The organism is Acinetobacter sp. 766875, from assembly GCF_000582055.1.
GTDB lineage: Bacteria > Pseudomonadota > Gammaproteobacteria > Pseudomonadales > Moraxellaceae > Acinetobacter > Acinetobacter nosocomialis.
On the sequence record NZ_JEXX01000019.1, the window covers coordinates 1 to 24,352 of the forward strand.

The window sequence follows — 24,352 nt, forward strand, 5'->3', positions numbered from 1 at the left end:
CGCTAGAGCGAAATGAATTACTTCGAACAGTTAAACGTTTAGGCAGCACACTATGGAAAAAATGGTCAGGCTATCATCGGCGAAGTTTGGTTGAAACTAAGATGCATTGCATCAAGTTATTAGGCGATAAACTCAGTGCTAGGAATTTTGACAGCCAAGTGAATGAGATCCATGCACGCGTAGCCGTATTAAATAAATTTACAGAATTAGGCAGACCTCATACCCAAGTTGTAACCTAAATTTTAGCAACTTAGGAAAACTCTGCCGTCAAAGGCTTTATGCAACAAAGCCATTAACTTCTAAAGGAGCTACGTTCCAGATATCTAATAAACGCCAAATTGCATTATCAATCTCTTGCCACTCTTCCCAATTATTTACATTTGTTTCCCATTTAACCCATACTCCACCATATTTATTAGGTTCATAACTATTTCCACGAATTTGAACAAACCGATTATCAACTGTATTTTCCAAAGTAAAAACTTCTAAAAGCACTCCAGTAACATCCTTATTTTTTGAATATCCATAACAAAGAAAAGCGTTATCAGATATATTCCTTTTATAACAATCCAAACCATTTTTTTTGAACTTAGATTCAAGATCTACATATTTAGAATTAAAATTATTTAGCATTATTTTATGAGTATCTAATTTCTGCTCTCGCATATCTATAGTTAGACCTTCAATCTTAACTCGCACTTGATCTTTATGATCTGGCACATACCCATCTGTAGCCTGAAAACTTGAGTTTCTTAAAATTAAATTAAATTGTAATTGCCGATTTGAATCAGGCATTGGTAAACTATCTATCTCTTTTTGAGTGATTGAAGCAAATTTTTCAGGTATATAATTTATTGGAAACTGTCCTAAATAATGCTCTCTTTCTGGGCGATAAAATTCTGAATCAAATTGATCAGGAATATGTATTCTACGCTCTCCTAATTTTGCTTTAACAATTAAATTATTATTTTGTTTCCATATAACAATATCCCCTTCTTGAGGTATATTAGATTTTTCTTTATTCATACATCCCCCTAAAAATAAAAAGCTCACAGTTAATATGATTCTCTTCAAACATACCATTCATCACACCAATCTTATCAATACCTACAAACCAATTTAAAATAAAAACCTCCAATATAAATTTATTAAAAATAATTAAATTTCCTCATTAAACTAATTAAATTCAAAATAACAAAGAACGAAATTACAATCTCCACATAAAACAATCCTCACAATATTAATAAGAATAAATTTAAATTAAGGCAATTACTTTGAATACAAAAGCACCAATTTCATCAAATTTTAAAATAATTTCTATATTTATTTTTCATATAATATTTTTCTTGGCCTTATTTTCTCTACTTCATTAAACAAATTAAATGTTTGATTCATATAATTTACAACACCAGATATTTGTTCAATATAATGCATAAGCTCAGGAGTTTTTTCTGCTTGAATTAACTTAACCGTTCGTGATGGATCAAAACCATCAAACTGGCAGTAAAATAAAGGGTCACCACGTTTTAATATTAAATCCTTTGATGTGTCGTGCCATTCAAATGCCCACATTAATGGTCTAGGCCAAATATGAATTGGGAAACGCCCACCAAAAATAGTTCCAGGTAAGGGATTTTTACGATAATGTGCAAATGCATCGAGTTGAGTTAAATACACGACTTCATCAGCTATAAAACAGTAAGGCAATTTAAGCTGAAGAATTGGCACTTGGGGTGTCCGCCATTCATTTTCATTTACCAACGTTAGCAACTCGCGTAATTTATTGGATCGAACAGGTGACTGATCGCCTAATACATTAACTAAAGTCGGTTTTCCGTTTGCATCTCGGGCAAATCTTAAATGAAAATCAAAAGGACAATTCACTACGAAGTAGCGACTTTCAAGTTGTAATACCGCAGGACAGCGACTCGCTGACTTCGCATGCTTGGTTTCAGATTTTGAACGCATTCGATAAGGTGGTTCATAAAGTAATGCAGACTTATCATCTACCAGAAACCAACCTACCTGGATTACGCCTTCCCCTATGATCTTGTCTTGATCATCAATTGTAAAATTAAGAAACATTAAGAATTTATATTTTCATTTTAAACACATTATCTTAACACTAAATATACAAAACTGTCTGTATATTTCTAGCGCAACAGAATGATAAATATCAAGAAAATTATGCTTTGATAAGCGCTCTTTGTTCACTTATCTTTTTTTATTATTAAATCTTAAAAAATCAAAGAATCTGTATTACATTCAATTTACTGAAACTCACCATAGTCAGAAAACAATATGTTAAAAATTTTAGGGCGCGATAACTCAATTAACGTTCGCAAAGTCTTATGGCTATGTGAAGAATTAAATCTTGAATATGAAAGAGAAGACTGGGGTCGAGGCTTTCGTTCTGCACAGTCACCAGAATATTTGCAATTAAACCCAAATGGTCAAATTCCTGTTGTTTTAGATGGCGATTTAGTCCTTTGGCAGTCCAACAGTATTATCCGTTATCTCGCCAATGCTTACGATAAAGAGCATAAACTTTACCCTACTCAAGCAAAAGAAAGGTTCTTTGTTGACCAATGGATTGATTGGCAAGCGATCGAGCTAAATAACAGCTGGACCTATACGATTATGTCTCTACTTAGACATTCTCCAGATCATCAAGATCCAAACTTATTACAACAAGGTATTAATAACTGGAATCATCATATGCAGATTCTCGATCAACAACTTGCAAAAACTCAAGCCTATGTTGCAGGTACTGAGTTCACTCTAGCAGATATTCCAATTGGTCTATCTGTACAACGCTGGAAGGCCACTCCTTTTGACCATCCAACACTTAAACATGTCGACCAATATTTTGAACGTTTAAATCAACGTGCGGGTTTCTTAAAATGGGGAAATAACGGCGAACCTTAATTTTAAAATCAGTTCTAGTCCGAGTGATGGCGCTTCACGATGCCATCACTTAAAAGTTGATACACCTGTTTTAAATCATCCCGTTCTGCTTGGGCTAATAGCCCCTCATGCATTGCCAAGATATTCTGATCTCCCCTTACTGCAGGCCCAGTTTGCATTTGTTTCGGATCATTTTCAGTGGCTTTTTTTGCTGTTTCCACAATTAATGGATAAAGCAAGCTAAAGTCGACTTGTTCTGCATCTACAATCTGTTTAGCCATATCAAAACAGTAGTTACTAAAATTACAAGCAAATACAGCCGCCAAATGTAAAGTTAAACGCTGTTTTGAGGTGTATTGATATACTCGATTACTTAGGCTATTTGCTAAATCAGAAAGTATGACTAAATCGTTTTTATTAGTCGCCTCTACAAATAATGGTGTGGCTTTCCAATCAACGTCTCTTTCAAAACTAAAAGTCTGTAAAGGATAAAACACCCCAGCTTTTTTATGAATATTACTAATAACTTCAATATTGGTACTACCCGAAGTATGAACCATAAGCGTTTCTGGAAATAACGCGTGTACTTGCATTGTAAGTTCACTAATAGCACTGTCTGAAACAGCTAAAATAATTAAGTCACTCGCTTGAAACTCTTGAAGAGACTGACATGCTTTTGCTTGAATTTGTTCTGCAAATTTCTGGGTTTTCTCAAAATCACGCGCATAGACTTGTGCGATGTTATGCCCTTTAGCCAAAAGTGCCTTTGCCAAATGAAAAGCAACACGGCCACTTCCTAACAAACTGATTTTCATACCAACCCAACAATATTGATCTTTATAAAAAAAGCTTCTCAAAATGAGAAGCTTTTTTCAAATCAGAATTCAATAAAATCAAACTTTTTTGTGAGTCTATTGATTATTGAGCTACTGAAAACTCAATACGGCGGTTTTTAAAGCGTCCTTCTTCAGTTGTGTTTTCTGCAACAGGGTTTTCTGAACCATGGCCTTCGGCAACAAGTTTAGATGCATCTACACCTTTAGAAACTAAGTAATCTACAACGGCTTGAGCACGGCGTTGAGAAAGTGCTTTATTGGCAGCAGCATTACCTGTTGAGTCTGTATGACCACCTACATTTAATTTCACACTAGTCACTTTATTTAACAGTGTTGCAGCTTGGTCAAGAATGGCTTTATTGTCTGCTGGAATTTCACTTGAACCACTCGCAAAGTTAATGATTTGCAAGTTAAGCGCTTTAACTAGAGCATTTACATCTACATTGTTCGGGTCAATTGAGCCTAAAGCAGTTTGTGAAGCAGTTAAGCTATTACTTACAGATTGCTCAGCTGTTTGTGGTGCAGCTGAAACAACTTCAGTATGAGGAACGAGTGCTTTTACTTTTGCAGTTAAAGCTTCTAAAGCTGCGGCATCACCTGCTTTCAAAGTGATTTTGTCACCAACCCATTCTAAAGACGCGTTTGGAACTCCTTTTAATGCACCCAGGACACCTGCTAACGCATCTTTATCGGTAAATGCAGCAGCATAAGTTTGACTGGTATCAACATTACAGTCTTTAGTCCCTGAAAGAACTTTTTTAACTTGCGTTTGTAAAGTTGCCAAGAAGCCCTGATCACCAATGCCTGCCTGACATTGACTTACTGCCCCTTTATCGTCCGTACTTAAAGTTAAAGTAGCAGGTGCAGCTGCTGCGGCCGCTACACCACTTGCAGGAGTACTCTCGGGTACAGGTGTAGCTTCTTTATGCTGGCAAGAGCGCCATAACCAAGCAATTAATAAACCAAGAATAATAAGCGCAATAATCGGTAAAAAACCACGAGATTTACCAGTCGTTTCCGTTGCCGCTGCAAGCGGAGGTGCAGTTGATGTAGTTACTGATGATAAACCCGCACCAATACCCAATGGAGCTAATAAGCCGACTGCCCACCCTGGTAAATATGAACGAATCGTTTCCGCATGTTGACGTAAATAGTTCACAATGCTTTGTTGATCGCTTCCAGCGACTTCAGAAATCGTATTAAGACTGGGTTTGATCGCACTATTGAGTGTACTTTCAATCTCGGCAGATGGTGCAGTGCCACTTAGGTGTGTTAGTACCGTATTTTTAATTTGGTCATTATGAGAAAAAAGATCGGATAATGATGGAGTTAAACTGTTTTTTAACTGTCCAATAAGATCAGGTTTAGCAGCTAATAATGAAAGTAGAATTGGATAAAACTTAGAGAGCGCGTTAGTTTTTTCGCCTAGGAATCCATCCTGATTATTCAATATTGTTGATGATACTTTTTCTTTAAGCAGTTCTATAGGGTTTATCGACATTGTTTATTCTCCCGAATCTTATACGTCGTAACCAGCAATTTTTTGATTATTCAAATACTTCTCTTTGCTGATAGTTTTTTATTCTAATGCGCTCGAAATCTTTTGTTGTCTTTTAAATAATTTATATACAATTTTCCATCTAGTATTTACAAAACAGGCAAATCATTATGATCTGCCTGTTTATATTTTGAATAAGCTTTTAACTATTAAAAACTATACAGCAAAAGTCTGTACTACTTTACCAGTAAGGTTTTGACCCAGTAATGGCGTGTTTTTTCCTTGAGACAAAATAGTGTCTTTAGTTAATGTCCAGTTTAGTTCAGGATCTACCAACACCCACCCAGCTTCAGCTTGCCAACGCGCAGTCATGTTTGCTACCTGTGCAGGAGCACTTGTTACTTTAGTAACCCACTCAAGTGGCTCAAATAAGCCTTCATTAATGAGTTGGATACCTAGAGCTACATAAGTATCAAATGCAGTAATACCAGGTTGGGTTTCAGCAAATGGAGCCATTTTCGCTGAACTGCTTAATGGTTCGTGATGCGTACAGATTGCATCAATTACACCTTGTTTTAAACCTTGGCGTAAAAGCTCTTTATCTTGCTCAGAACGTAATGGTGGACGAACATGTGCAAGTGAGTTAAAGCCATCCGTTAATTGTTCAGTTAAATGTAACTGGTGCATTGCGACGTCGGCAGTAACAGGTAAACCTTTCGCTTTTGCTGCACGAATTAATTCAACCGACGCACCGCAAGATAATAAGCCAAAGTGAGCTTTGACACCTGTCGCTTCAATCATAAGCAAGTATTTTGCAATCGCTACAGTTTCAGCAATTGCAGGAATCATTGGTAAACCTTGACGCGATGCGATAAAGCCTTCATGAGCACAGCCATCTTTAGCAAGTTGCGGCTCTTCAGCATAGAACACTACTGTTAGACCGAGACCCGCAGCATACTCAAGCGTGCGGACAACAACATCATCATTTTCAAAAGCAGCATTTGCATTTGAAACAGCAGTACACCCACCCTTTTTAAGACCTGCCATATTTGCTGGTTGTTTACCATTTAGGCCTTGAGTCTGAGCACCAATAATATGCAGATGAATACCGCCGTCATGCCAAGCCTTTTCAATCAAGCCATGAATGAGGGCACCATTGTCTTGCACAATTGGCTTTGAGTCTGGTGGGGTAATCACGTGCAAAATACCATTAGCACGTGCAGCCTTTCCTTCAGACTTAAGCGTACCATGCTGCTGTTGACCCGGTTCACGTAAACGTGCACACAAATCAACCATGGTCGGCATTAACCATTTGCCTTGCCCATCAATGGTTTGTTCAACTTGTTCGACTGGAGCAACGAGCTTACCGTCTTGAATATATACAGTTTGTACGCTGTCTGTTTTTTGGATTGGGTCTAACACACGTACATTTTCAATTTTTACAATACTCATGTGATCCATTCCTTACAACGCAATCGCTTCAATTAAACCTTGTTCTTGAAGTTGCCCTTGCATAGACAACGCCAGTACAGCCATACGAACTGCAATACCGTTAGTAACCTGTTTTAAAATTACAGACTGGTCACCATCGGCAATACTCGAATCAATTTCTACACCGCGGTTCATTGGTCCCGGATGCATAACAATACAATCCGGTTTAGCTAAACTTAGGCGCTCTTTGTTTAAGCCATACATTCTATAAAATTCAGATTGCGAAGATAACGCTGGTGAATCAATACGCTCATTTTGAATACGTAGCGCAATAATCACATCACAACCAGTGACGCCTTCATCCATGTTATTGAACAAACGAACATGGTCACCGTATTCTGAAAAGCCAACTGGTAATAATGTATTTGGTGCAATTACACGAATGTCTTTACATCCAAGAGTTTGAAGTGCAGCCACATCTGAACGTGCCACACGAGAATGTTTAATGTCACCAATAATCGCAACACTCAAATCTTCAAATGGTTTTTTCGTCTCACGGCGAATTGTGAGCATATCGAGCATCGCTTGCGTTGGATGGGCATGACGTCCATCTCCGGCATTAATAATTGCGACTTTTGGACATACATCTTTAGCAATGAAATGTGCAGCACCCGAAGATGAATGGCGAACTACAAAAATATCGGCAGCCATTGCTTCGAGGTTCCAAAGTGTATCTCGTAAAGTCTCACCTTTTGAAGTACTTGATCGTGCAATATCAATGTTTAATACATTGGCAGACAAACGTTTTGCTGCTGCTTCAAAAGTAGTACGGGTACGTGTGGAGTTTTCAAAGAAGAGATTCATCACCGTCCGTCCTTCTAAAAGCGGGCGGTTAATTAAATTATTATTATCGTCTAAAAAGCTTTGAGCGGTATCTAAAATCTTAGTGAGGTTTTCTTTTGAAAGGCCCTCAATCGTTAAAAAATGTTTTAAATTTCCGTCTTGATTGAGCTGAACCTGGCTCGGTTGATGCAATGCTGCAATATGCATAATGGATTCCTATGGGTCGAATCGCGAAAACGTGCATAGTGTAGCTGAATTCCATCTTTTTCGCAGAAGAACTTTACAGGATAAGACCCTAAATTGACCAGAAAATTTAGGGCCATGCCGATATTACCTTAAAGCACCAATATAATGGTGCGGAACTTGTGCCCGATAAATGTCTTCAGCCGTGATTTCTTTTTCTTCGTTTAATTGAACATTTTCCGCGATTTGTTTTTGAGGAAGCTCTGGTATGGAGTCAGTCAATGAATTTAATCGTTCAACATAACGTTTTAATTCATCGTCATCTGTTTCCAAAGCCAGCGCTATTACATACTTTGCGTAATCTTTATTTTGGACCACATACAATGCATCTATGACCCGTCCTGTGACCCTACGCATACGCACATATATTTGTGTGGACACTGAAAAAGCTTCCGCATTGGCTACAAAACCATTCCCCATCATATCTTTCATTTATATTCCCCTATGCTTTCAAATCATAAAATTGGTTAAAAACCATTTAATAAATAAGCTTTACTCATAGAGGTTTAGCAAAATACATACCAGTTTATAGGATTTAAGCTTTAAAAATCAGTTTATTGGTTGCCAAGTGATAGGTTGCAATAATTTAAAAACCTTTACACATCAAAATAAGTTAAACTTTGCATCGTTAATATTTATATGTTTTGGTCAATCGAGTTTATGAATACCTCTTTACGTTTAAACCACTATTGGATTACTTGTGCTGATGGTTTAGAAAGCCTCTTACAAGAAGAAATAGAACAGCTTGGCACCAAAGTGACAGAACGTAAAGCTGGACGTTTAATCATTGAAGGAACACTTGAACATGCTTATCGCATTTGCATGTGGTCACGTCTTGCCTCTCGTGTTTTACTTCCAATCCATACTTATGAACTTGAACACACACATGATGCACGTGATGTAGCGGAAGAGCTTTACGAAGGTGCAATGAGCTTTGACTGGTCACTTATTTTTGCACCACAAAGTACCTTTGCTATTCGCTTACATGCAGAGCGTGAAATTAAAGTTAATACCCAATTTGCAACGCTTAGAGCAAAAGACGGTGTAGTCGATTCCTTTATGGAAGCTGTCGGCCGTCGTCCAAGTATTGATACTAAACAACCGGAAATTACGTTATATGTACTTGCTGGCAAGACTGAACATACTTATTGTCTAGATTTATCTGGTGACTCATTACATAAACGCGGCTACCGTCGTTACATGACAGATGCACCGATTAAAGAAAACCTAGCTGCCGCAATTTTACAAAAAGCCAAACTTAAAGAACGTAATCCAGAGCTTGTATTCGACCCGATGTGTGGTTCAGGTACATTTATCATTGAAGCATTAATGATTTTAACTGACCGCGCACCTGGTCTTGTTCGCCGTTTTGGCTTTAATGGCTGGCATGGTCATGACCGTGAACTTTGGCTTTCTCTCAAAGCTGAAGCAGCAGAACGTCATGAAAAAGCTCTTGAGCAACCACTACCTAAGTTCTATGCGTTTGATGCTGACTGGGAAGCTGTAAAAGCAACTCGTGAAAATATTATTGCAGCAGGCTTTGAAAAGCTATTAGGCCAAATCCAAATTGAAGAACGTACTTTAGCTGACTGGCCAGATTTTGCTGCTGAAAAGAAAACAGCTTTTATTGTAACCAACCCTCCATATGGCGAACGTTTAGGTGATAAAGCATCAAACCGCTCTCTTTATTTAGGTCTATCTGCACTTTTACAAAAACATTTCCCAAATCAATATGCAGCTATTATTGCAGCTCAAATTGAACAAGCAGACGTTTTAGCTTTTGAAGCGCCTGAAACTTTACGTTTAATGAATGGTAAGTTACCAATTTACATTCGTTTCGGTGCAATTAAACCAGAAAAAGTAACACAGCCATTCTTAGCAACTTGGCAAGCTCAACCAGTTGAAATGGAAGAAGCTCAAGACTTTGCGAACCGTTTGCAAAAAAATATGACTGCCTTAAAAAAATGGGCTACCAAAGAAAATATCTATTGCTTACGTTTATATGATGCCGACTTACCTGACTTTAATGTCGCTGTAGATTTATATGGCGATCGCTTACATGTTCAGGAATATGCACCACCAAAAACAATCGATCCTGAGAAAGCAAAAAAACGTTTTAATTTAGCGCTTGCCGTAATTCGTGCTGTTACCGGTTTAAACCGCGATGCCATTTTTATTAAGACACGTGCTCGCCAGACAGGTACTAACCAATATACGAAACAAAGCACAGCTTCAAAACGTTTTATCGTTCAAGAAGGTAAGGCTAAAATTTTAGTAAACCTGACTGACTATCTTGATACAGGTTTATTCCTTGACCACCGTCAAATGCGTCTACGTATTGCTCAAGAAGCTCGTGGTAAACACTTCCTGAACTTATATAGTTATACATCTACAGCCAGTTTACATGCGGCTTTAGGCGGTGCTGCAAGTACTACAAGTGTCGACTTATCGAACACGTACTTGAGCTGGTCTAAAGAAAACTTCGTTTTAAATGGTTTAACTGTAGATCATGCAGATGAACAACACATGTTCTTTGCAAGTGACTGTTTTGAATGGTTAAAAGAAGGTCACGAACAATACGATCTTATCTTTATTGACCCTCCTACCTTCTCTAACTCTAAAAAGTTCTACGGTACTTTTGACGTACAACGCGACCATGTGTCTCTTATTAAACGTGCCATGAACCGTTTAACAAGTGAAGGTACGCTTTACTTCTCAAATAATTACCGTGGCTTTGAGATGGATGAAGAAATTGAAGCGCTATACAATGTTGAAGAAATTACTTCTGAAACAATTGGACCAGATTTTAAACGTAATCAAAAAATCCACCGCGCTTGGAAAATTCAACATTTAGGTCTGAACTAATATAAATTTGGTAGAAAGTTATCATTACTTTACGGTAATGATAACTTCACCATGTACATTTTTTGGCTCAAACTCATAACGTGTAAAGCGGTCCGCTCGGTCTGGTAGTGCAACCATTTCTAATTTTTTCTTTTCTTTAATATCTATTACCTGATTTTGTTTTTGTTCTTGATAAGGTGATAACACACTCGATCTTAATGAGTTCCAGCGAACTTCTTGTAAATAGTTATCGCCTAATTCTTTGCGAGCTTGGTGCTGCTCTATTTCAGGCTTTTGTGCATCATCTTGAGCCTTAGCAATAATGACGGGTAAAGATGTGGTTACCGCACCTGTTTGGGTGGCTAGCGCACTTTCTGTCATTGGTTGTGCTGCCCAGGCATTTGATAATAATACAAACACACCACTCAAAGCTCCCAGCATATACCCTTGCTTATTATTCATTACCTACTTCCTAAAATTGTTATTGTTCGTTATATCGAATCAAACTAGCAACTTTTTAACCTTGTCGCAATGTTATAAAGAAACTTCCCGATAATTAGCATTAATCATTTTAAAATCTGAAATTCTTCACAGGCCTTTCGTGAATATTCAAGTAGTTTTATAGATTATTATCTCAGACTTGCACCATAACTCCAGATCACTTACTGTGATTTTATAATGTATTTGCATTTAGATTTATTCATAAATAAACACCATACGAGGTGGAATAATGCTTCAGCAATGCTGTCAATTATTAGAAGATCTTCAACTTAAAGTTGCATTTATTGAAAGTGCCAGTTCAGGTTACTTAACCAGTCAGTTTTCGATTCATAAAAATAGTGGTGCTGATATTTTACTGGGCGGATTAGTGAGTTATGACCCTAGTATTAAAATCAGTGTTTTAAAAGTTGATCCAAAGTTAATCGAAACCTACACAGCAGAATCACCACAAGTAACTGAAGAAATGTGCAGGCTTGGTCAAACCCTATTTCAACAAGCCGATATTATTGTAAGTTGTACAGGTTTACTCAAACATGGCGGAAGTGAAACCACGGAAAAACCCGTAGGTACTTTTTTTATCTGCATTTCTTATCTAGAACGTATTTATCATTACCATTATTTTTTATCAGGGCATGCCGAACAAAAACTTAAAACTCTCACGCAAAAAGTGGCAGACTCAATTATTGCACTTATATCTTCAAATCAGCATAAAAGTTAAATATAAAAAAAGAGAATATGTTTCCATATTCTCTTTTCGGTTTTAGCAGAACAAACTTAGCTGAGTTTCATTTTATCAAAGACCAAGTGACCATGCTCACCTTTAACTAAAATGGTATCGCCTGCAACAAACTCACCTGACAAGATTTTTTGAGCCAAAGTGTTTTCAACCTGTTGTTGAATTGCACGTTTTAATGGACGTGCTCCGTATACAGGATCGAAACCAGCATCAATCAATAAGTCAAATGCACTGTCATCTACAGTTAAGCTCATATCACGATCAACAAGACGTGAACGTAAACGATCTAACTGAATATCCGCAATACCACGAATCTGCGCTTTCTTGAGTGAATGGAAAATTACAAGCTCATCAATCCGGTTAATAAATTCCGGACGGAAATGCTGACTTACCGCATTCATCACGACTGTACGTACTTCATCATCAGTGGCACCTTCGCCAAGCTCACGTACATCTTGTGAACCCAAGTTTGATGTCATCACAATAACCGTGTTTTTAAAGTCCACTACTCGACCTTGTGAGTCGGTTAAGCGTCCGTCATCCAACACTTGGAGCAAGATATTGAAAACATCTGGATGCGCTTTTTCAACCTCATCAAACAACACTACGCTATATGGTTTACGGCGAACAGCTTCGGTTAAAACACCGCCCTCTTCGTAACCTACGTAACCCGGAGGCGCACCAACTAAACGGCTGACAGAATGTTTCTCCATGAATTCACTCATATCGATACGAATCATGGCATCATCGCTGTCAAACAAGAAGTTAGCTAAAGCTTTAGTCAACTCAGTTTTACCAACACCTGTTGGTCCTAAGAACAAGAATGATCCGCTAGGACGATTCGGGTCAGACAAACCGGCACGAGAACGACGTACTGCATTCGATACTGCAACAACTGCTTCATCTTGCCCTACAACACGGTCATGCAAGAACTCTTCCATATGAAGGAGTTTTTCACGCTCGCCTTGCATCATTTTCGCAACCGGAATACCCGTTGCAGCACTAACGACTTCGGCAATTTCATTTTCAGTCACTTTAGTACGAATGAGTTTTGGCTCTTCGTTTTCTTCAGCAACTTCGTCTTGCTCAAGCTGCTTTTGCAATTCTGGAATAACGCCATATTGTAAACGTGCTGCTTCGGCCAAATCGCCTTCACGCTGAGCTTTCTCAAAAGCAATACGTGCTTTATCAAGTTCAACCTGAGCTTGTTTAGTGCCTTCTACCAAAGTTTTTTCAGATTTCCATACTTCTTCGAGATCGTTATATTCTTTCTGAACTTCAGCGATCTGTTTTTCAAGATGAGTAACTTCGGCCTTACTACCTGCGTCTTCATCTTTTTTCACCGCTTCCAACTGCATTTTCAACTGGATTAAACGGCGATCAAGTTTATCAAGTGCTTCAGGTTTAGAGTCAATCTCCATTTTGATACGAGAAGCTGCCTCATCAATCAGGTCAATCGCCTTGTCTGGTAATTGACGGTCTGTAATATAACGATGAGACATTTTCGCTGCTGCAATAATCGCTGAGTCTAAAATTTGTACACCATGGTGAGTAGCATACTTTTCTTTTAGACCACGTAAAATCGCAATGGTATCTTCAACGCTTGGTTCATCCACCAGAACTTTCTGGAAACGACGTTCTAAAGCGGCATCTTTTTCAATGTATTGACGATATTCATCTAAGGTTGTTGCACCCACACAGCGCAACTCACCACGAGCCAACGCAGGTTTTAACATATTCCCTGCATCCATCGCGCCGTCACCTTTACCAGCACCAACGAGTGTATGTAACTCGTCAATGAATAAGATGATTTCGCCTTCGTGTTTCGCCAAATCTTTTAAAACAGCTTTTAAACGTTCTTCAAACTCACCACGATACTTAGCACCTGCAAGTAATGAACCTAAATCTAGTGATAAAACACGTTTATTCTTTAAGCCTTCTGGCACTTCACCATTGACAATACGCTGTGCTAAGCCTTCAACAATAGCGGTTTTACCAACACCCGGCTCACCGATGAGTACAGGGTTGTTTTTTGTACGACGTGACAAGACCTGAATAGTGCGTCGAATTTCATCATCACGTCCAATGACCGGATCAAGTTTCCCCGATAAAGCCCGCTCAGTTAAATCAATTGTATATTTATTAAGTGAGTCACGTTGGTCTTCGTGATTATTACTCATGACTTTGTCACTACCTCGAATATGTTCAATTACTTTGCGTAAGCTGTCGGGAGTTACACCTACGGCACTTAAAATATTTTTTGTTTCGCCAGTTTCTGCTAAGCCCAATAAAACCCAGTCAGTCGACAAAAATTCATCGCCAGCTTTTTGCGCATATCGATCTGCCAAGTTAAGCGCTTTAACTGCTTCAGGGTTTAAATTGACATCGCCCGTCGGGTTAGCAATAGTCGGAGCATCTTTTAAAGCCTGCTCTAGCTTTTGTTTAAGTTCAGGTAACCGTGCACCTGCTTGTTGCAACAAACTAATATTAGACGGCTCTTCCAATAAAGTACTCAAAATATGAATACCTGCTATAGCCGTATGGTCTTTACCCATTGCTAAGGATTGAGCATCTGAGAGGGCTTGCTGCAAGCGGTTCGTAAATTTTTCAAATCGCATTCTTGTTATTCCTCACAACAAATTCGTACTTGTGTAATAGATGGGAACACTTTTTCGGATTTCAAATAATTTTTTATATATTTTTCATGATCTTATAAAAAATACTATGAGCAAAACTCGATTATAATATGGGTTTGTTTTGTATATATTTCAAGTACACTTCAGCTACATTTTATTAAATCGCTTAAATATTTATATTTGGTTTCGTCTGTTCCACTCTTTTCACAAAGTCTTCATTGAGAATTCCAAAAATAGGAATTAATTTATTAGGCTAATTCCATCCTGTTTTTGAAATTAAAATGAGTTTAAAACATATTATATTAACAATTTGTCTTTTTAGCTCGACTCTAGCAATGGCAGAGTTACCCCAAGACTCAAGAAGACCCGGTGGAATTGCAGTCGTTCCATTATCGACCGATATTACTCAAGTGACTTTTCAACACAAATCCGTTTTAATCAGTCAAGAAGGCCATCAACGTTATGCTGTAGTAGGTATTCCATTATCTACACCACTCGGCAGCATTCAGCTTGATACCAATAAAGCGCCTATTCAAATAGAAGTTAAGTCTTATCCTTATGCTGAGCAACGGATTAAAGTTACTAATCAAGACTATGTAAACCCCAACCAAAGTCAATTAGACCGCTATGCTCAAGAAGCGAAAGAACAAAATGAGGTTTATAGTTCTTTCACCACAAGTTCATGGCAAAGCTTGCCTAAATTTATACGTCCAACTTCGGGAAAATTTACCAATTCTTTTGGAAGAAAACGTTTCTTCAATGGTGAAGAACGTGCACCTCATTCAGGTCTGGATATTCCAGCACCAATAGGTCAAAAAGTAGTTGCTCCAGCAGATGGTGTAGTCGTTCAAACAGGACACTATTTCTTTAATGGACAAACTGTATTAATTGATCACGGCCAAGGCTTAATTAGCATGTTTTGCCATTTAAGCGAGATAAAAGTAGAAAAAGGTCAGCGTATCCATCAAGGTGAAGTACTCGGCTTAGTCGGTAAAACAGGCCGTGTAACAGGGCCACATTTACATTGGGGAATGAGCCTTAACAATGCTCGGGTAGACCCTCAACTTTTTTTAAATCCAGCTCATTAATTTAAAGCTTTACGAAAGTACTTTGGCGCCTCGACATAACCTTCTCTTAGGTAAAATTGATGCGCTAAAGACCTTTGCAATCCTGAGTGCAGTTCCATCCGGTCACAACCACGTTGCCTTGCCAACCGTTCTGCTTCTTGTACAAGCAAATGCCCCACTCCTTTACTACGCATATTCTCGTCAACACACAAATAACATATTTTGGCAAAGTCCCCTTTTAAGGCAATTTGCGGAATAAAATAAAGTGATAAAACTCCATATACATTTAAATCGTCGGCTGCGACCAATGTAATTGCGTTAGAATCTTTACTTAATCTTTGGAATTGTTCCTCAATCAATCTTAATGGCTGTGAATATCCCATTTGTTTCAGTAAGTGACATATGAATTCGGTATCTTTTGATTGAGCTAAACGGATATTCACCCAACATTCTCCTTTTTATTTTTTGAATTATTCTTATCATAAAAAAAGCCAACATGACTGTTAGCTTTTCTTTTCAGGTGTTCCACATAAAATTATGCAGCTTCAATAATCTCAAAATCGTGGGTAATTTCTACGCCACCATCAGAAAGCATTTTACTTGCTGAACAATATTTTTCAGCTGATAGCTCTACTGCTTTTGCAACCTGTTTTTCTTTTACGGCTTTACCTGTCACTACAAAGTGCAAATGAATTTTAGTGAAAACGGCTGGAATTGCATCTGCTCGCTCAGCTTTAAGCTGACATACGACATTCGTCACATCTTGACGAGATTTCTTTAAAATAGTCACAATATCAAACGAAGCACACCCACCAAGTCCCATTAATATCAATTCCATAGGACGTGGTCCACGGTTTTCGCCACCATACTCAGGTGAGCCATCCATCACTACACTATGACCACTCTCTGATTTCGCTTCAAAAGCAACATTCTCTAGCCAATGTACACTTGTTTGCATTGCAACTACCCAAAAAAAATTATAAATTTAAGCAGGGTCTGTTGACATTTCATCTATGGATTGCGTAATAGCTAAAAATTAATCCAAATAAAAACGCAAAACACAGACAAGGGCAATCCTTTGTCCCGTTTTGTAAAAAAGTTTGTTAAATTTCAGCCAAAATCTGAGGTGCGATTTAAGCATCTTAGGTGCAGCGCAAGACCAGATTTTTTTGTGCGTTTCGTTGTTAAGCTCTATTTATTTAGAATGACTAAATTCCATAGTTCTTGCTTCGTAACGTCTAGAAAAATCGTCTTATGTCGCAACCATCTGTGAAATGTCAACAGGCCCTTGTTTTGTACACTAACATAAAATGAGTTGATAAGGAATTTCATCTCTTCTGTGTAATAGCTCATCTCGAGCTTGTGTGAATTGTTTACCCTATTCGGAACATATCAAGCATGACTTCAAATTTTTCACAACTCAGCACAGATGCTTTATCTCCGGGGCAACTACCTGAATCCGTTAAAGCATTGTTAAAGCGTGCTCACATCAACAGATATCCAAAACGAACCACAATTGTTGATGCCGGAACAGAGTCAAAATCTTTATATTTAATTTTAAAAGGCTCAGTTTCAATTATTTTACGTGAAGATGATGAGCGTGAAATTGTTGTGGCATATTTGAATCCTGGTGACTTCTTTGGGGAAATGGGGCTTTTCGAACCGAACCCTCAACGTACAGCTGAAGTTCGTACCCGTGATGTCTGTGAAATTGCAGAAATTTCATATGACAACTTCCATGAACTGAGCAAACAGTATCCAGATCTCAGCTATGCCGTTTTCGCGCAACTTGTTCGTCGTTTAAAAAATACAACTCGTAAAATGACTGACCTTGCCTTCATTGATGTGTCTGGTCGTATTGCGCGTTGCTTAATCGACTTATCTTCACAACCAGAGGCAATGATTTTGCCGAATGGTCGTCAAATTCGTATTACCCGTCAAGAAATTGGACGTATTGTCGGTTGTTCACGAGAAATGGTTGGCCGTGTATTAAAGACCTTAGAAGATCAAGGTATGATCCAAACAGATGGTAAGGCTATTCTTATTTTTGATGCATCATTAGAAGAAACTCCGGTCACTGACGAAGACTATGATGACGAAGAATAATTATTCGTAATGATTTAATAAAGAGCAAACTTCGGTTTGCTTTTTTTATATGCAACAATGAGTTAATACACAAAGCTTACAAACTATTCTGTTTTTATGATTTAAGTTGAATACATATTTTCCGTTAGGCTAACTTAAAATTTCTCAAGGATTTCGCAGTATGCAATTCAAACCACTTGGTCACACTGGCATTAATCTTCCAGAAATTTGCTTAGGTACTATGACATTTGGTGAGCAAAACACTCAACAAGAAGCTTTCGAACAACTCAATTACGCTTTAGAGCACGGTTTATATTTTTGGGATACGGCAGAGATGTATTCCGTACCCCCTAAACCAGAAACATATGGTGCGACTGAAACCATTTTAGGCAATTGGTTTGCACAACATGGTCAACGTGACAAAGTATTCCTTGCTTCAAAAATTGCAGGTCCTGGCTTTGGTGGAACTCATATTCGAGAAGGTCATACCAAGTTTAATAGTGAACATATTTCACAAGCGATTGATGGCTCTCTTAAACGCCTCCAAACAGACTATATTGATCTCTACCAATTACACTGGCCAGAACGTCATACCAACTTTTTTGGCACGCTCGCTTATGGTAATCAGCAGGCCCAAAATGATTACGATACTACTCCCTTAGAAGAGACATTACTCGCTCTTCAAAAAGAGATTAATCGAGGACGTATTCGTTATATCGGCTTATCTAATGAAACGCCTTGGGGCACTATGAAGTTTTTACAGCTTGCTGAAAATTTAGGTGTAAGTAAATTTGTGAGTGTGCAAAACCCCTATAGCCTGCTTAATCGTACTTATGAAATCGGTATGTCTGAGATTGCTAAATATGAAGGTGTAGGATTACTTGCATACTCTCCTCTTGCTTTTGGTTACTTAACTGGTAAGTTCAGAAATGGAGCACGACCTGCAAATGCTCGCGTTACTCTATTTCCACGCTTTAGCCGCTATAGCAATCCACAAAGTGAATGGGCAACGGAACAATATGCACAGCTCGCTGAAAAGCATGGTTTAAGCCTGACTCAATTAGCTCTGGCTTTTATTAAACAGCAGTTCTTTGTGACGAGTACAATTATTGGTGCGACTAGCTTAGATCAGCTCAAAGAGAATATTCAGGCTTTTGAAATTGAGCTTTCACCAGAAATTTTACAGGGCATTGAAGCCATTCATGTACAACAGCCTAATCCTGCCCCTTAAAAACAAAAAAACGGATGCTTAAGCATCCGTTTTTATACTTACATTAAAGTTTTAAAACTTATCTACGGCCATTATAAATAGCTAATGCTGCAGGTAAGTTTTTACGCATATCATTAATACGCTGAGCGTTAGATGGGTGAGTAGACAAGAAAGATGAACCACCAGCACCTTCAAGTTTGTTCATTTTTTCCCAGAGGGTAATAGCAGCATTTGGGTTATAACCTGCACGTGCCATTAACATTAAGCCCCCTTGGTCAGCACGGCTCTCTAAACTACGCGAATATGGTAAGCCCACCCCTACTTGCGAACCTAGTTGTGCAGCAGCCGCTCCTAATTGGTTAACGTTACCGCCACCTGCATAGCTTAAGCCAATATTTAATGCCAAATCAGTTAAAGCTTGTGCGCCAATTTTACTTTTAGCATGCTCTTCTAAAGCGTGCGTCATTTCGTGGCCCATAACAGCTGCAATTTCAGCATCCGTTAGGTTGAGCTTATTCACAATACCTGTGTAGAACACGACCTTACCACCTGGTGCAACGTAGGCGTTAACAGTATCTGATTTCAGTACAGCCAACTGCCAGCTAAATGGCTGCCCTGTTTGATTTACTTGGTCAGCATAAGGTTTTAAACGGTTGAAAACAGCATTAATACGGCTATAGGTACTTGAACTTGTATCTAAAGTCCCTTTAGCACGTGCTTCCTGCACCATTTTAGTAAAACCTTGTGCAGACTGCGCATTTAATGTTGCTGTATCTGCACCAGCCATGTCAGCCATTGTTGCGCAACCAGAGATTGTTACAACACCTGCAGCACACAAGCTTAAAAAAAGTTTCTTATTCATCAACATGGGTCACCTAAATCTTAAAAAAACTGTTTATTCTTTTGCACTTATTATAAGAAATAGCACATAAGCTTTGAATCTCTCATTTCTTCACGATCATAGTATTTATGTAACGATCAAGCAGATAAAGTCATCAAATAAATCCAGAACAGTAAACATATTATATTTAGGACAAGATAGACATGGCTTAAAGGCTTAACTTTCTCTTCAAGAGAGGGACTTGTCCTTTTCCATAAGAGATAACTGTTTTGTATAAAAACGACCGGAATTAAGACACAAGCAATCAAAACAGAAAGACTCATAAATGCTGTCATGAAGAAGTCAGGGTTATAATTTTGGCCATAAATGACTAACATAGCTAACGTTGGCGAACCACCGATCGCAAACAAAAAAGAATAAAAAATGGTTTTTGAAATAGTGGGTTGCAATTTCATTTTAGTTCATCATCCATGACATCACTTATATTTCTGTTTTAATCTGAATTAGACAAAACAGAAACTGCACTTTAGTCGGATATAAAAAAAGCCCCCTTTTTCAGGAGGCTTTTATCATCTTTGCAAATTAAGCAGAGAATGGGTGACGTAAAACAATTGTTTCTGCACGGTCTGGACCAGTTGAAACGATATCAATCGGACATTCGATTAATTGTTCAATACGTTTCACATAAGCCAAAGCATTTGCAGGTAATTGGTCAATGCTCGTTAAGCCAACAGTTGACTCGCTCCAACCTGGCATAGTTTCATAAATTGGTTTCAAACATTCAAAAGAAACCGCATCAGAAGAACCTACGCAACCTGAATCAGTGTTTTCATAACCTACACAGATTTTCACTTCTTCTAAACCGTCTAAAACATCAAGTTTAGTCAAGCAAATACCTGAAAGTGAGTTAACATCCACAGAACGGCGTAAGATTTCAGCATCAAACCAACCACAACGACGTTGACGACCAGTAGAAGCACCAAATTCATGGCCTACTGTACCCAAGTGTTTACCAATTGGGTCACCAGAATCAGTTGCTGCATCGTAAACTAATTCTGTTGGGAATGGACCTGCACCTACACGTGTTGTATAAGCTTTAGTGATACCTAATACATAATCAAGATGTAAAGGCCCCATACCAGAACCAGAGCTTACGCCACCAGCAGTTGTATTTGAGCTAGTCACATACGGGTAAGTACCGTGGTCGATGTCTAAAAGTGAGCCTTGAGCGCCTTCAAACATTACAGGCTTACCTTCTTTGCGGTAGTCATGTAACACTTTAGTCACGTCAATCACTAACGGAGCAAGCACTTCACGCCATTCGTTGCAAAGAGCCAATACGTCTTCAAATTTAACTGCTTCTACACCGTAGAACTGAGTTAATTGGAAGTTATGTAACTCAAGCATTTCTTGGAGTTTTTCTTCTAACGCTGCACCACCACGAACAAGGTCAGCAACACGCACTGCACGGCGCGCAACTTTATCTTCGTAAGCAGGGCCAATACCACGACCTGTAGTACCGATTTTAGCGTTACCACGTTTCTTCTCACGAGCCTGATCAAGAGCAATGTGGTTAGGTAAAATAAGAGGACAGTTTGGAGAAATACGTAGACGTTCCTTAACTGGAACACCCTCAGCTTCCAAAATTCCCATTTCTTCAATTAATGCTGCTGGTGAAAGCACCACACCATTACCAATTAAGCACAATACGTTTTCACGTAAAATACCTGATGGAATGAGGTGCAATACAGTCTTTTTACCACCTACGACAAGAGTATGACCTGCGTTATGTCCGCCTTGATAACGTACTACCGCAGCCGCTTGATCTGTGAGCAGGTCGACGATTTTACCTTTACCTTCGTCGCCCCATTGGGTACCAAGTACCACAACATTTTTGCCCATAATAGCCTCATTACATCATGCTGTTAAAATTGGAAACCATCAGTAAAAACTTACCGCTGGCGTTTAAATCTTTTCAATATTCCATTGACCGTTTTGCGATACAAGCTGATGCGTCGCATAAGGAATAGAACCTAAATTATCATTACCTAACAATTGGACTACACGTAAGCCTTCTGAACGTGCATTTGCAATTGCCTTAAGTAAATCTGCATCAGTACCTTTAGGCGCCACTACAGTTTCAATTTCGGCAAACTGATTTGCACCTAAGGCATATAAATCACAACTGAAACCAGTAGCAGGACGTGCACGACCGAAATGTTCACCAATACCATCGTAACGGCCACCTTGCGCTAAAGGTGCAGCACGGTTCGGTGCATAAACTGCATACATCAAACCAGTGTGATAGTGGTAACTGCGAAGTTCGACAACATCAATCCCAACATTCAGTGCTGGCCAACGGTTTTTAATTTGTTCAAGTGTAGTTTTGAGCGCATTTAATGCAGCATCAAATTCAACATCTTTTAAAATATCTGTACTTAAATGAGTTTGTAATGCTTCTAAATCACTTGCATAGCGACCAAGTGCATAGAAGTCTGAACCCATATTTAAATTTTGAGTAAATTCAGCTAACTCAGGTAATGCTTTTCTTTGATAAAGATCAGATAACTCATGCTCTTCATTTTTAGAAAGTCCGGCATATTTTACTAAGCTGCGAAATAGCCCTACATGTCCTAAGTCTAAATGTGCGCCTTGCAATGTATAAGCATTTTCAATGAGCCCAAGCATTACATCGACCATTTCAACATCAGCTTCAATACTATCGTGGCCATATAGCTCTGCACCTAATTGTAAAGGTGCGCGAGTCGCATTGAAATTTTGTGGTTTTGTATGTAATACAGTCCCTGCATAACAGTAACGTGCAACCCCTTCAACAGGTCTTACATGTGCATCAATACGTGCAACTTGAGGCGTCATATCAGCACGGATACCGAGTAAACGGCCTGAAAGCTGATCAATCACCTTAAAAGTTACTAAATCCAGGTCTTGATTTGATTCTGATAATGAAGACAACGATTCGATGTATTCGATAAATGGTGTATATACCAGTTGATAACCTCTTACTGAGAGGAAATCTATAGCTTCACGGCGAAGTTTTTCAATGACTTGCGCCTGTTCCGGCAATACATCTGCTACCCCGTCAGGCAGCAACCATGTCTCTGAAATGGTCATATTTCAAGCCTAAAATCTGATCAACGTGGAACGACCCCACATAAAAAAATCGGGAACACACCCGATTTCTCTTAGTGTAGCATGATACTTTGTGCCATGCACCTGACAATTTGCATAAATCTTTCTGAATAAACTCAAAAGTCAAAAAGAAGATTTAAACAATTAATAATAACATTCAATACCTTACTGCGCTTTGCTTATATCATAATCAAAAGTTCTTCAACCAAAGAATGGGCCAATATCTGAACTATCGCCTTGTTTCCAGTTAACCAACCTTAACTGCTGAACAGCTTTCCTAAGTTATTTCAAATTTAGAAAGAATCACACAAATCTAATAATCGATTTGCATAGCCCCATTCATTATCGTACCAAGCAAATACTTTAGCTTGATGCCCAACAACCATAGTTTGAGTTAAATCAACAATAAGTGAATAAGGCGAATGATTAAAATCACTTGAAACGAGTGGCTCATCAGTCACTGCCATAATTTCCGCATAATCTGTTTGAGAAGCCTTAATCAACAATTCATTAATATGATGAACAGTAATCGGAGATTGTGCGATAAAAGTTAAATCAATAGCAGCCACATTAATGGTGGGAACTCGAATTGAATAGCCATCAATACGGTCTTCCATTTTAGGCATTACACGTTTTAATGCACCAAGTGCACTAGAAGTAGTTGGAATAATATTTTGACCAGAAGCTCTGGCACGACGTAAATCACGGTGCGCATGGTCAAGCACAGACTGATCTGCTGTTACGGCATGAATTTCTGTCATGAGCGCAGTTTCAATCCCAAATGCATCATCAATGATTTTTACTAACGGCACTAAAGCCTGTGTCGTACATGACACACTTGATATGATTTGATCAGACGCTTTTACATCGGCATGGTTAACGCCATAGACAATTGCAGCATCGACATGGTCAAAAGGTGCAGCCCCAATAATGACTCTTTTTGCCCCTGCTTCTAAGTGGCGGGTTGCATCAGCATGAGAACGGAACAAACCTGTACATTCGAGTACAACATCAATTTGCAAGCTTGCCCACGGTAAAAGTTCTGGCTGTTTTTGCTGCAAAACTTCAACTTTCAAATTTCTTTGGTTAGATTGAATATTTAAATAAATCTTTTCATTTTCAATCGCTATGTCAACTTTGCCATTAAAACGACCATGGGTTGAATCATATTTAAATAAATGCACCAGTGTCTGTACATCTGCTATATCGTTAATCGCCACGATTTCAAAATGAAATTGTTTCGGGCTTTCAAACCATGCACGTAAAACATTACGTCCAATCCGGCCAAACCCATTAATGGCGATACGTTGCATGACCTATCCTTATCTACAAAACCAGAAACGAAAGAAGGCATATAGTAAAACACGTGAAGGCCAATTGAATATAGATTTTTAGCCAAATCACAGTTTTGTAAGATATTCCCTCTAAAATCGTTGGTTCGGTGGGGTTTTTCCGTTACAATTTAGCGTTTTTTAAAAATAAGCCCCGTATCACATGCAAGATTTGTGAACAAACAAACTTGTG

Annotated in this window: 22 protein-coding genes and 1 pseudogene; 7 read left to right on the top strand and 16 right to left on the bottom strand. The window is 38.5% G+C overall.

Annotated features, from left to right (window positions below; translation table 11 throughout):
* A pseudogene (locus J576_RS14445) lies at positions 1–239 on the top strand (IS5/IS1182 family transposase); the annotation flags it as partial.
* A gap of 37 nt (positions 240–276) precedes the next feature.
* Here J576_RS14445 and J576_RS14450 read toward each other — a convergent pair.
* Positions 277–1,026 (bottom strand): hypothetical protein, encoded by a 750-nt coding sequence (locus J576_RS14450; RefSeq protein WP_033855647.1) that lies wholly within the window; start codon positions 1,024–1,026, stop codon positions 277–279.
* A 297-nt stretch (positions 1,027–1,323) separates the two neighbouring features.
* Positions 1,324–2,085, bottom strand: coding sequence for a hypothetical protein (locus tag J576_RS14455; protein WP_033855648.1), 762 nt, complete (start codon positions 2,083–2,085; stop codon positions 1,324–1,326).
* Positions 2,086–2,301: 216 nt separating this feature from the next.
* Here J576_RS14455 and J576_RS14460 point away from each other — a divergent pair, with 216 nt between their 5' ends.
* Positions 2,302–2,928 carry a glutathione S-transferase family protein gene (locus tag J576_RS14460; protein ID WP_002051077.1) on the top strand — a complete coding sequence of 209 codons (627 nt, stop codon included), beginning with the start codon at positions 2,302–2,304 and terminating at the stop codon, positions 2,926–2,928.
* Positions 2,929–2,942: 14 nt separating this feature from the next.
* Here the strand turns inward: J576_RS14460 and J576_RS14465 are convergent, their stop codons facing one another.
* The 5 genes from J576_RS14465 to J576_RS14485 form a co-directional block, all read right to left on the bottom strand.
* Positions 2,943–3,722 carry a Rossmann-like and DUF2520 domain-containing protein gene (locus tag J576_RS14465; RefSeq protein WP_002156829.1) on the bottom strand — a complete coding sequence of 260 codons (780 nt, stop codon included), beginning with the start codon at positions 3,720–3,722 and terminating at the stop codon, positions 2,943–2,945.
* Between the two features lie 103 nt (positions 3,723–3,825).
* The gene (locus J576_RS14470) at positions 3,826–5,244 is read right to left on the bottom strand and encodes an OmpA family protein (protein WP_002156815.1); all 1,419 of its coding nucleotides are present in this window, start codon (positions 5,242–5,244) and stop codon (positions 3,826–3,828) included.
* A gap of 213 nt (positions 5,245–5,457) precedes the next feature.
* Entirely contained in the window at positions 5,458–6,693 is a 1,236-nt protein-coding gene (locus J576_RS14475; RefSeq protein WP_002156831.1) for a dihydroorotase, read from the bottom strand.
* A gap of 12 nt (positions 6,694–6,705) precedes the next feature.
* On the bottom strand, positions 6,706–7,722 hold the full coding sequence (locus J576_RS14480; protein ID WP_002156826.1) for an aspartate carbamoyltransferase catalytic subunit: 1,017 nt from the start codon (positions 7,720–7,722) through the stop codon (positions 6,706–6,708).
* 123 nt (positions 7,723–7,845) lie between these two features.
* Entirely contained in the window at positions 7,846–8,190 is a 345-nt protein-coding gene (locus J576_RS14485; protein ID WP_002156855.1) for a hypothetical protein, read from the bottom strand.
* 228 nt (positions 8,191–8,418) lie between these two features.
* On the opposite strand from J576_RS14485, the gene rlmKL reads away from it, so the two are divergent.
* Complete coding sequence (rlmKL, locus tag J576_RS14490) at positions 8,419–10,623, top strand: bifunctional 23S rRNA (guanine(2069)-N(7))-methyltransferase RlmK/23S rRNA (guanine(2445)-N(2))-methyltransferase RlmL (protein ID WP_025467905.1); 2,205 nt, start codon at positions 8,419–8,421, stop codon at positions 10,621–10,623.
* A 24-nt stretch (positions 10,624–10,647) separates the two neighbouring features.
* Here rlmKL and J576_RS14495 read toward each other — a convergent pair whose 3' ends face one another.
* The gene (locus tag J576_RS14495; protein ID WP_002156835.1) at positions 10,648–11,064 is read right to left on the bottom strand and encodes a hypothetical protein; all 417 of its coding nucleotides are present in this window, start codon (positions 11,062–11,064) and stop codon (positions 10,648–10,650) included.
* Between the two features lie 268 nt (positions 11,065–11,332).
* On the opposite strand from J576_RS14495, the gene J576_RS14500 reads away from it, so the two are divergent.
* Positions 11,333–11,821, top strand: coding sequence for a CinA family protein (locus J576_RS14500; protein WP_002156877.1), 489 nt, complete (start codon positions 11,333–11,335; stop codon positions 11,819–11,821).
* A gap of 56 nt (positions 11,822–11,877) precedes the next feature.
* Here J576_RS14500 and clpB read toward each other — a convergent pair whose 3' ends face one another.
* A complete protein-coding gene (gene clpB, locus J576_RS14505) occupies positions 11,878–14,457 on the bottom strand; it encodes an ATP-dependent chaperone ClpB (RefSeq protein ID WP_002156879.1) in 2,580 nt (859 codons plus the stop codon).
* Between the two features lie 299 nt (positions 14,458–14,756).
* Between clpB and J576_RS14510 the strand changes: the two genes are divergently transcribed.
* Positions 14,757–15,563, top strand: a complete 807-nt coding sequence (locus tag J576_RS14510; RefSeq protein WP_025467902.1) for a peptidoglycan DD-metalloendopeptidase family protein — start codon at positions 14,757–14,759, stop codon at positions 15,561–15,563.
* Here the strand turns inward: J576_RS14510 and J576_RS14515 are convergent.
* Entirely contained in the window at positions 15,560–15,985 is a 426-nt protein-coding gene (locus J576_RS14515; RefSeq protein WP_002156834.1) for a GNAT family N-acetyltransferase, read from the bottom strand. The two genes, J576_RS14510 and J576_RS14515, sit on opposite strands and share 4 nt — an antisense overlap.
* A 92-nt stretch (positions 15,986–16,077) precedes the next feature.
* Positions 16,078–16,500 (bottom strand): OsmC family protein, encoded by a 423-nt coding sequence (locus J576_RS14520; protein ID WP_001195082.1) that lies wholly within the window; start codon positions 16,498–16,500, stop codon positions 16,078–16,080.
* 440 nt (positions 16,501–16,940) lie between these two features.
* On the opposite strand from J576_RS14520, the gene crp reads away from it, so the two are divergent.
* Together crp and J576_RS14530 are read left to right on the top strand one after the other, a co-directional pair.
* Entirely contained in the window at positions 16,941–17,648 is a 708-nt protein-coding gene (gene crp / locus J576_RS14525) for a cAMP-activated global transcriptional regulator CRP (RefSeq protein ID WP_002156798.1), read from the top strand.
* 160 nt (positions 17,649–17,808) lie between these two features.
* Entirely contained in the window at positions 17,809–18,858 is a 1,050-nt protein-coding gene (locus J576_RS14530) for an NADP(H)-dependent aldo-keto reductase (RefSeq protein ID WP_002156814.1), read from the top strand.
* 58 nt (positions 18,859–18,916) lie between these two features.
* On the opposite strand, the gene J576_RS14535 is transcribed toward J576_RS14530, so the two are convergent.
* From J576_RS14535 to J576_RS14555, 5 genes are all read right to left on the bottom strand, one after another.
* Positions 18,917–19,699 (bottom strand): M48 family metallopeptidase, encoded by a 783-nt coding sequence (locus J576_RS14535; protein ID WP_017393664.1) that lies wholly within the window; start codon positions 19,697–19,699, stop codon positions 18,917–18,919.
* Positions 19,700–19,815: 116 nt separating this feature from the next.
* Positions 19,816–20,133 (bottom strand): hypothetical protein, encoded by a 318-nt coding sequence (locus tag J576_RS14540; protein ID WP_002156849.1) that lies wholly within the window; start codon positions 20,131–20,133, stop codon positions 19,816–19,818.
* Between the two features lie 127 nt (positions 20,134–20,260).
* The gene (locus tag J576_RS14545; RefSeq protein ID WP_002156866.1) at positions 20,261–21,580 is read right to left on the bottom strand and encodes an adenylosuccinate synthase; all 1,320 of its coding nucleotides are present in this window, start codon (positions 21,578–21,580) and stop codon (positions 20,261–20,263) included.
* A 63-nt stretch (positions 21,581–21,643) separates the two neighbouring features.
* Complete coding sequence (locus J576_RS14550) at positions 21,644–22,810, bottom strand: ATP phosphoribosyltransferase regulatory subunit (protein WP_002156868.1); 1,167 nt, start codon at positions 22,808–22,810, stop codon at positions 21,644–21,646.
* A gap of 311 nt (positions 22,811–23,121) precedes the next feature.
* A complete protein-coding gene (locus J576_RS14555; protein ID WP_002156872.1) occupies positions 23,122–24,141 on the bottom strand; it encodes a type I glyceraldehyde-3-phosphate dehydrogenase in 1,020 nt (339 codons plus the stop codon).
* Positions 24,142–24,352 lie beyond the last annotated feature (211 nt).

What these genes read in the sequence shown, in the direction of transcription:
- J576_RS14450 (WP_033855647.1), bottom strand. Translation starts at nt 1,026, where the DNA reads ATGAATAAAGAAAAATCTAATATACCTCAAGAAGGGGATATTGTTATA.
- J576_RS14455 (WP_033855648.1), bottom strand. Translation starts at nt 2,085, where the DNA reads ATGTTTCTTAATTTTACAATTGATGATCAAGACAAGATCATAGGGGAA.
- J576_RS14460 (WP_002051077.1), top strand. Translation starts at nt 2,302, where the DNA reads ATGTTAAAAATTTTAGGGCGCGATAACTCAATTAACGTTCGCAAAGTC.
- J576_RS14465 (WP_002156829.1), bottom strand. Translation starts at nt 3,722, where the DNA reads ATGAAAATCAGTTTGTTAGGAAGTGGCCGTGTTGCTTTTCATTTGGCA.
- J576_RS14470 (WP_002156815.1), bottom strand. Translation starts at nt 5,244, where the DNA reads ATGTCGATAAACCCTATAGAACTGCTTAAAGAAAAAGTATCATCAACA.
- J576_RS14475 (WP_002156831.1), bottom strand. Translation starts at nt 6,693, where the DNA reads ATGAGTATTGTAAAAATTGAAAATGTACGTGTGTTAGACCCAATCCAA.
- J576_RS14480 (WP_002156826.1), bottom strand. Translation starts at nt 7,722, where the DNA reads ATGCATATTGCAGCATTGCATCAACCGAGCCAGGTTCAGCTCAATCAA.
- J576_RS14485 (WP_002156855.1), bottom strand. Translation starts at nt 8,190, where the DNA reads ATGAAAGATATGATGGGGAATGGTTTTGTAGCCAATGCGGAAGCTTTT.
- rlmKL (WP_025467905.1), top strand. Translation starts at nt 8,419, where the DNA reads ATGAATACCTCTTTACGTTTAAACCACTATTGGATTACTTGTGCTGAT.
- J576_RS14495 (WP_002156835.1), bottom strand. Translation starts at nt 11,064, where the DNA reads ATGAATAATAAGCAAGGGTATATGCTGGGAGCTTTGAGTGGTGTGTTT.
- J576_RS14500 (WP_002156877.1), top strand. Translation starts at nt 11,333, where the DNA reads ATGCTTCAGCAATGCTGTCAATTATTAGAAGATCTTCAACTTAAAGTT.
- clpB (WP_002156879.1), bottom strand. Translation starts at nt 14,457, where the DNA reads ATGCGATTTGAAAAATTTACGAACCGCTTGCAGCAAGCCCTCTCAGAT.
- J576_RS14510 (WP_025467902.1), top strand. Translation starts at nt 14,757, where the DNA reads ATGAGTTTAAAACATATTATATTAACAATTTGTCTTTTTAGCTCGACT.
- J576_RS14520 (WP_001195082.1), bottom strand. Translation starts at nt 16,500, where the DNA reads ATGCAAACAAGTGTACATTGGCTAGAGAATGTTGCTTTTGAAGCGAAA.
- crp (WP_002156798.1), top strand. Translation starts at nt 16,941, where the DNA reads ATGACTTCAAATTTTTCACAACTCAGCACAGATGCTTTATCTCCGGGG.
- J576_RS14530 (WP_002156814.1), top strand. Translation starts at nt 17,809, where the DNA reads ATGCAATTCAAACCACTTGGTCACACTGGCATTAATCTTCCAGAAATT.
- J576_RS14535 (WP_017393664.1), bottom strand. Translation starts at nt 19,699, where the DNA reads ATGAATAAGAAACTTTTTTTAAGCTTGTGTGCTGCAGGTGTTGTAACA.
- J576_RS14540 (WP_002156849.1), bottom strand. Translation starts at nt 20,133, where the DNA reads ATGAAATTGCAACCCACTATTTCAAAAACCATTTTTTATTCTTTTTTG.
- J576_RS14545 (WP_002156866.1), bottom strand. Translation starts at nt 21,580, where the DNA reads ATGGGCAAAAATGTTGTGGTACTTGGTACCCAATGGGGCGACGAAGGT.
- J576_RS14550 (WP_002156868.1), bottom strand. Translation starts at nt 22,810, where the DNA reads ATGACCATTTCAGAGACATGGTTGCTGCCTGACGGGGTAGCAGATGTA.
- J576_RS14555 (WP_002156872.1), bottom strand. Translation starts at nt 24,141, where the DNA reads ATGCAACGTATCGCCATTAATGGGTTTGGCCGGATTGGACGTAATGTT.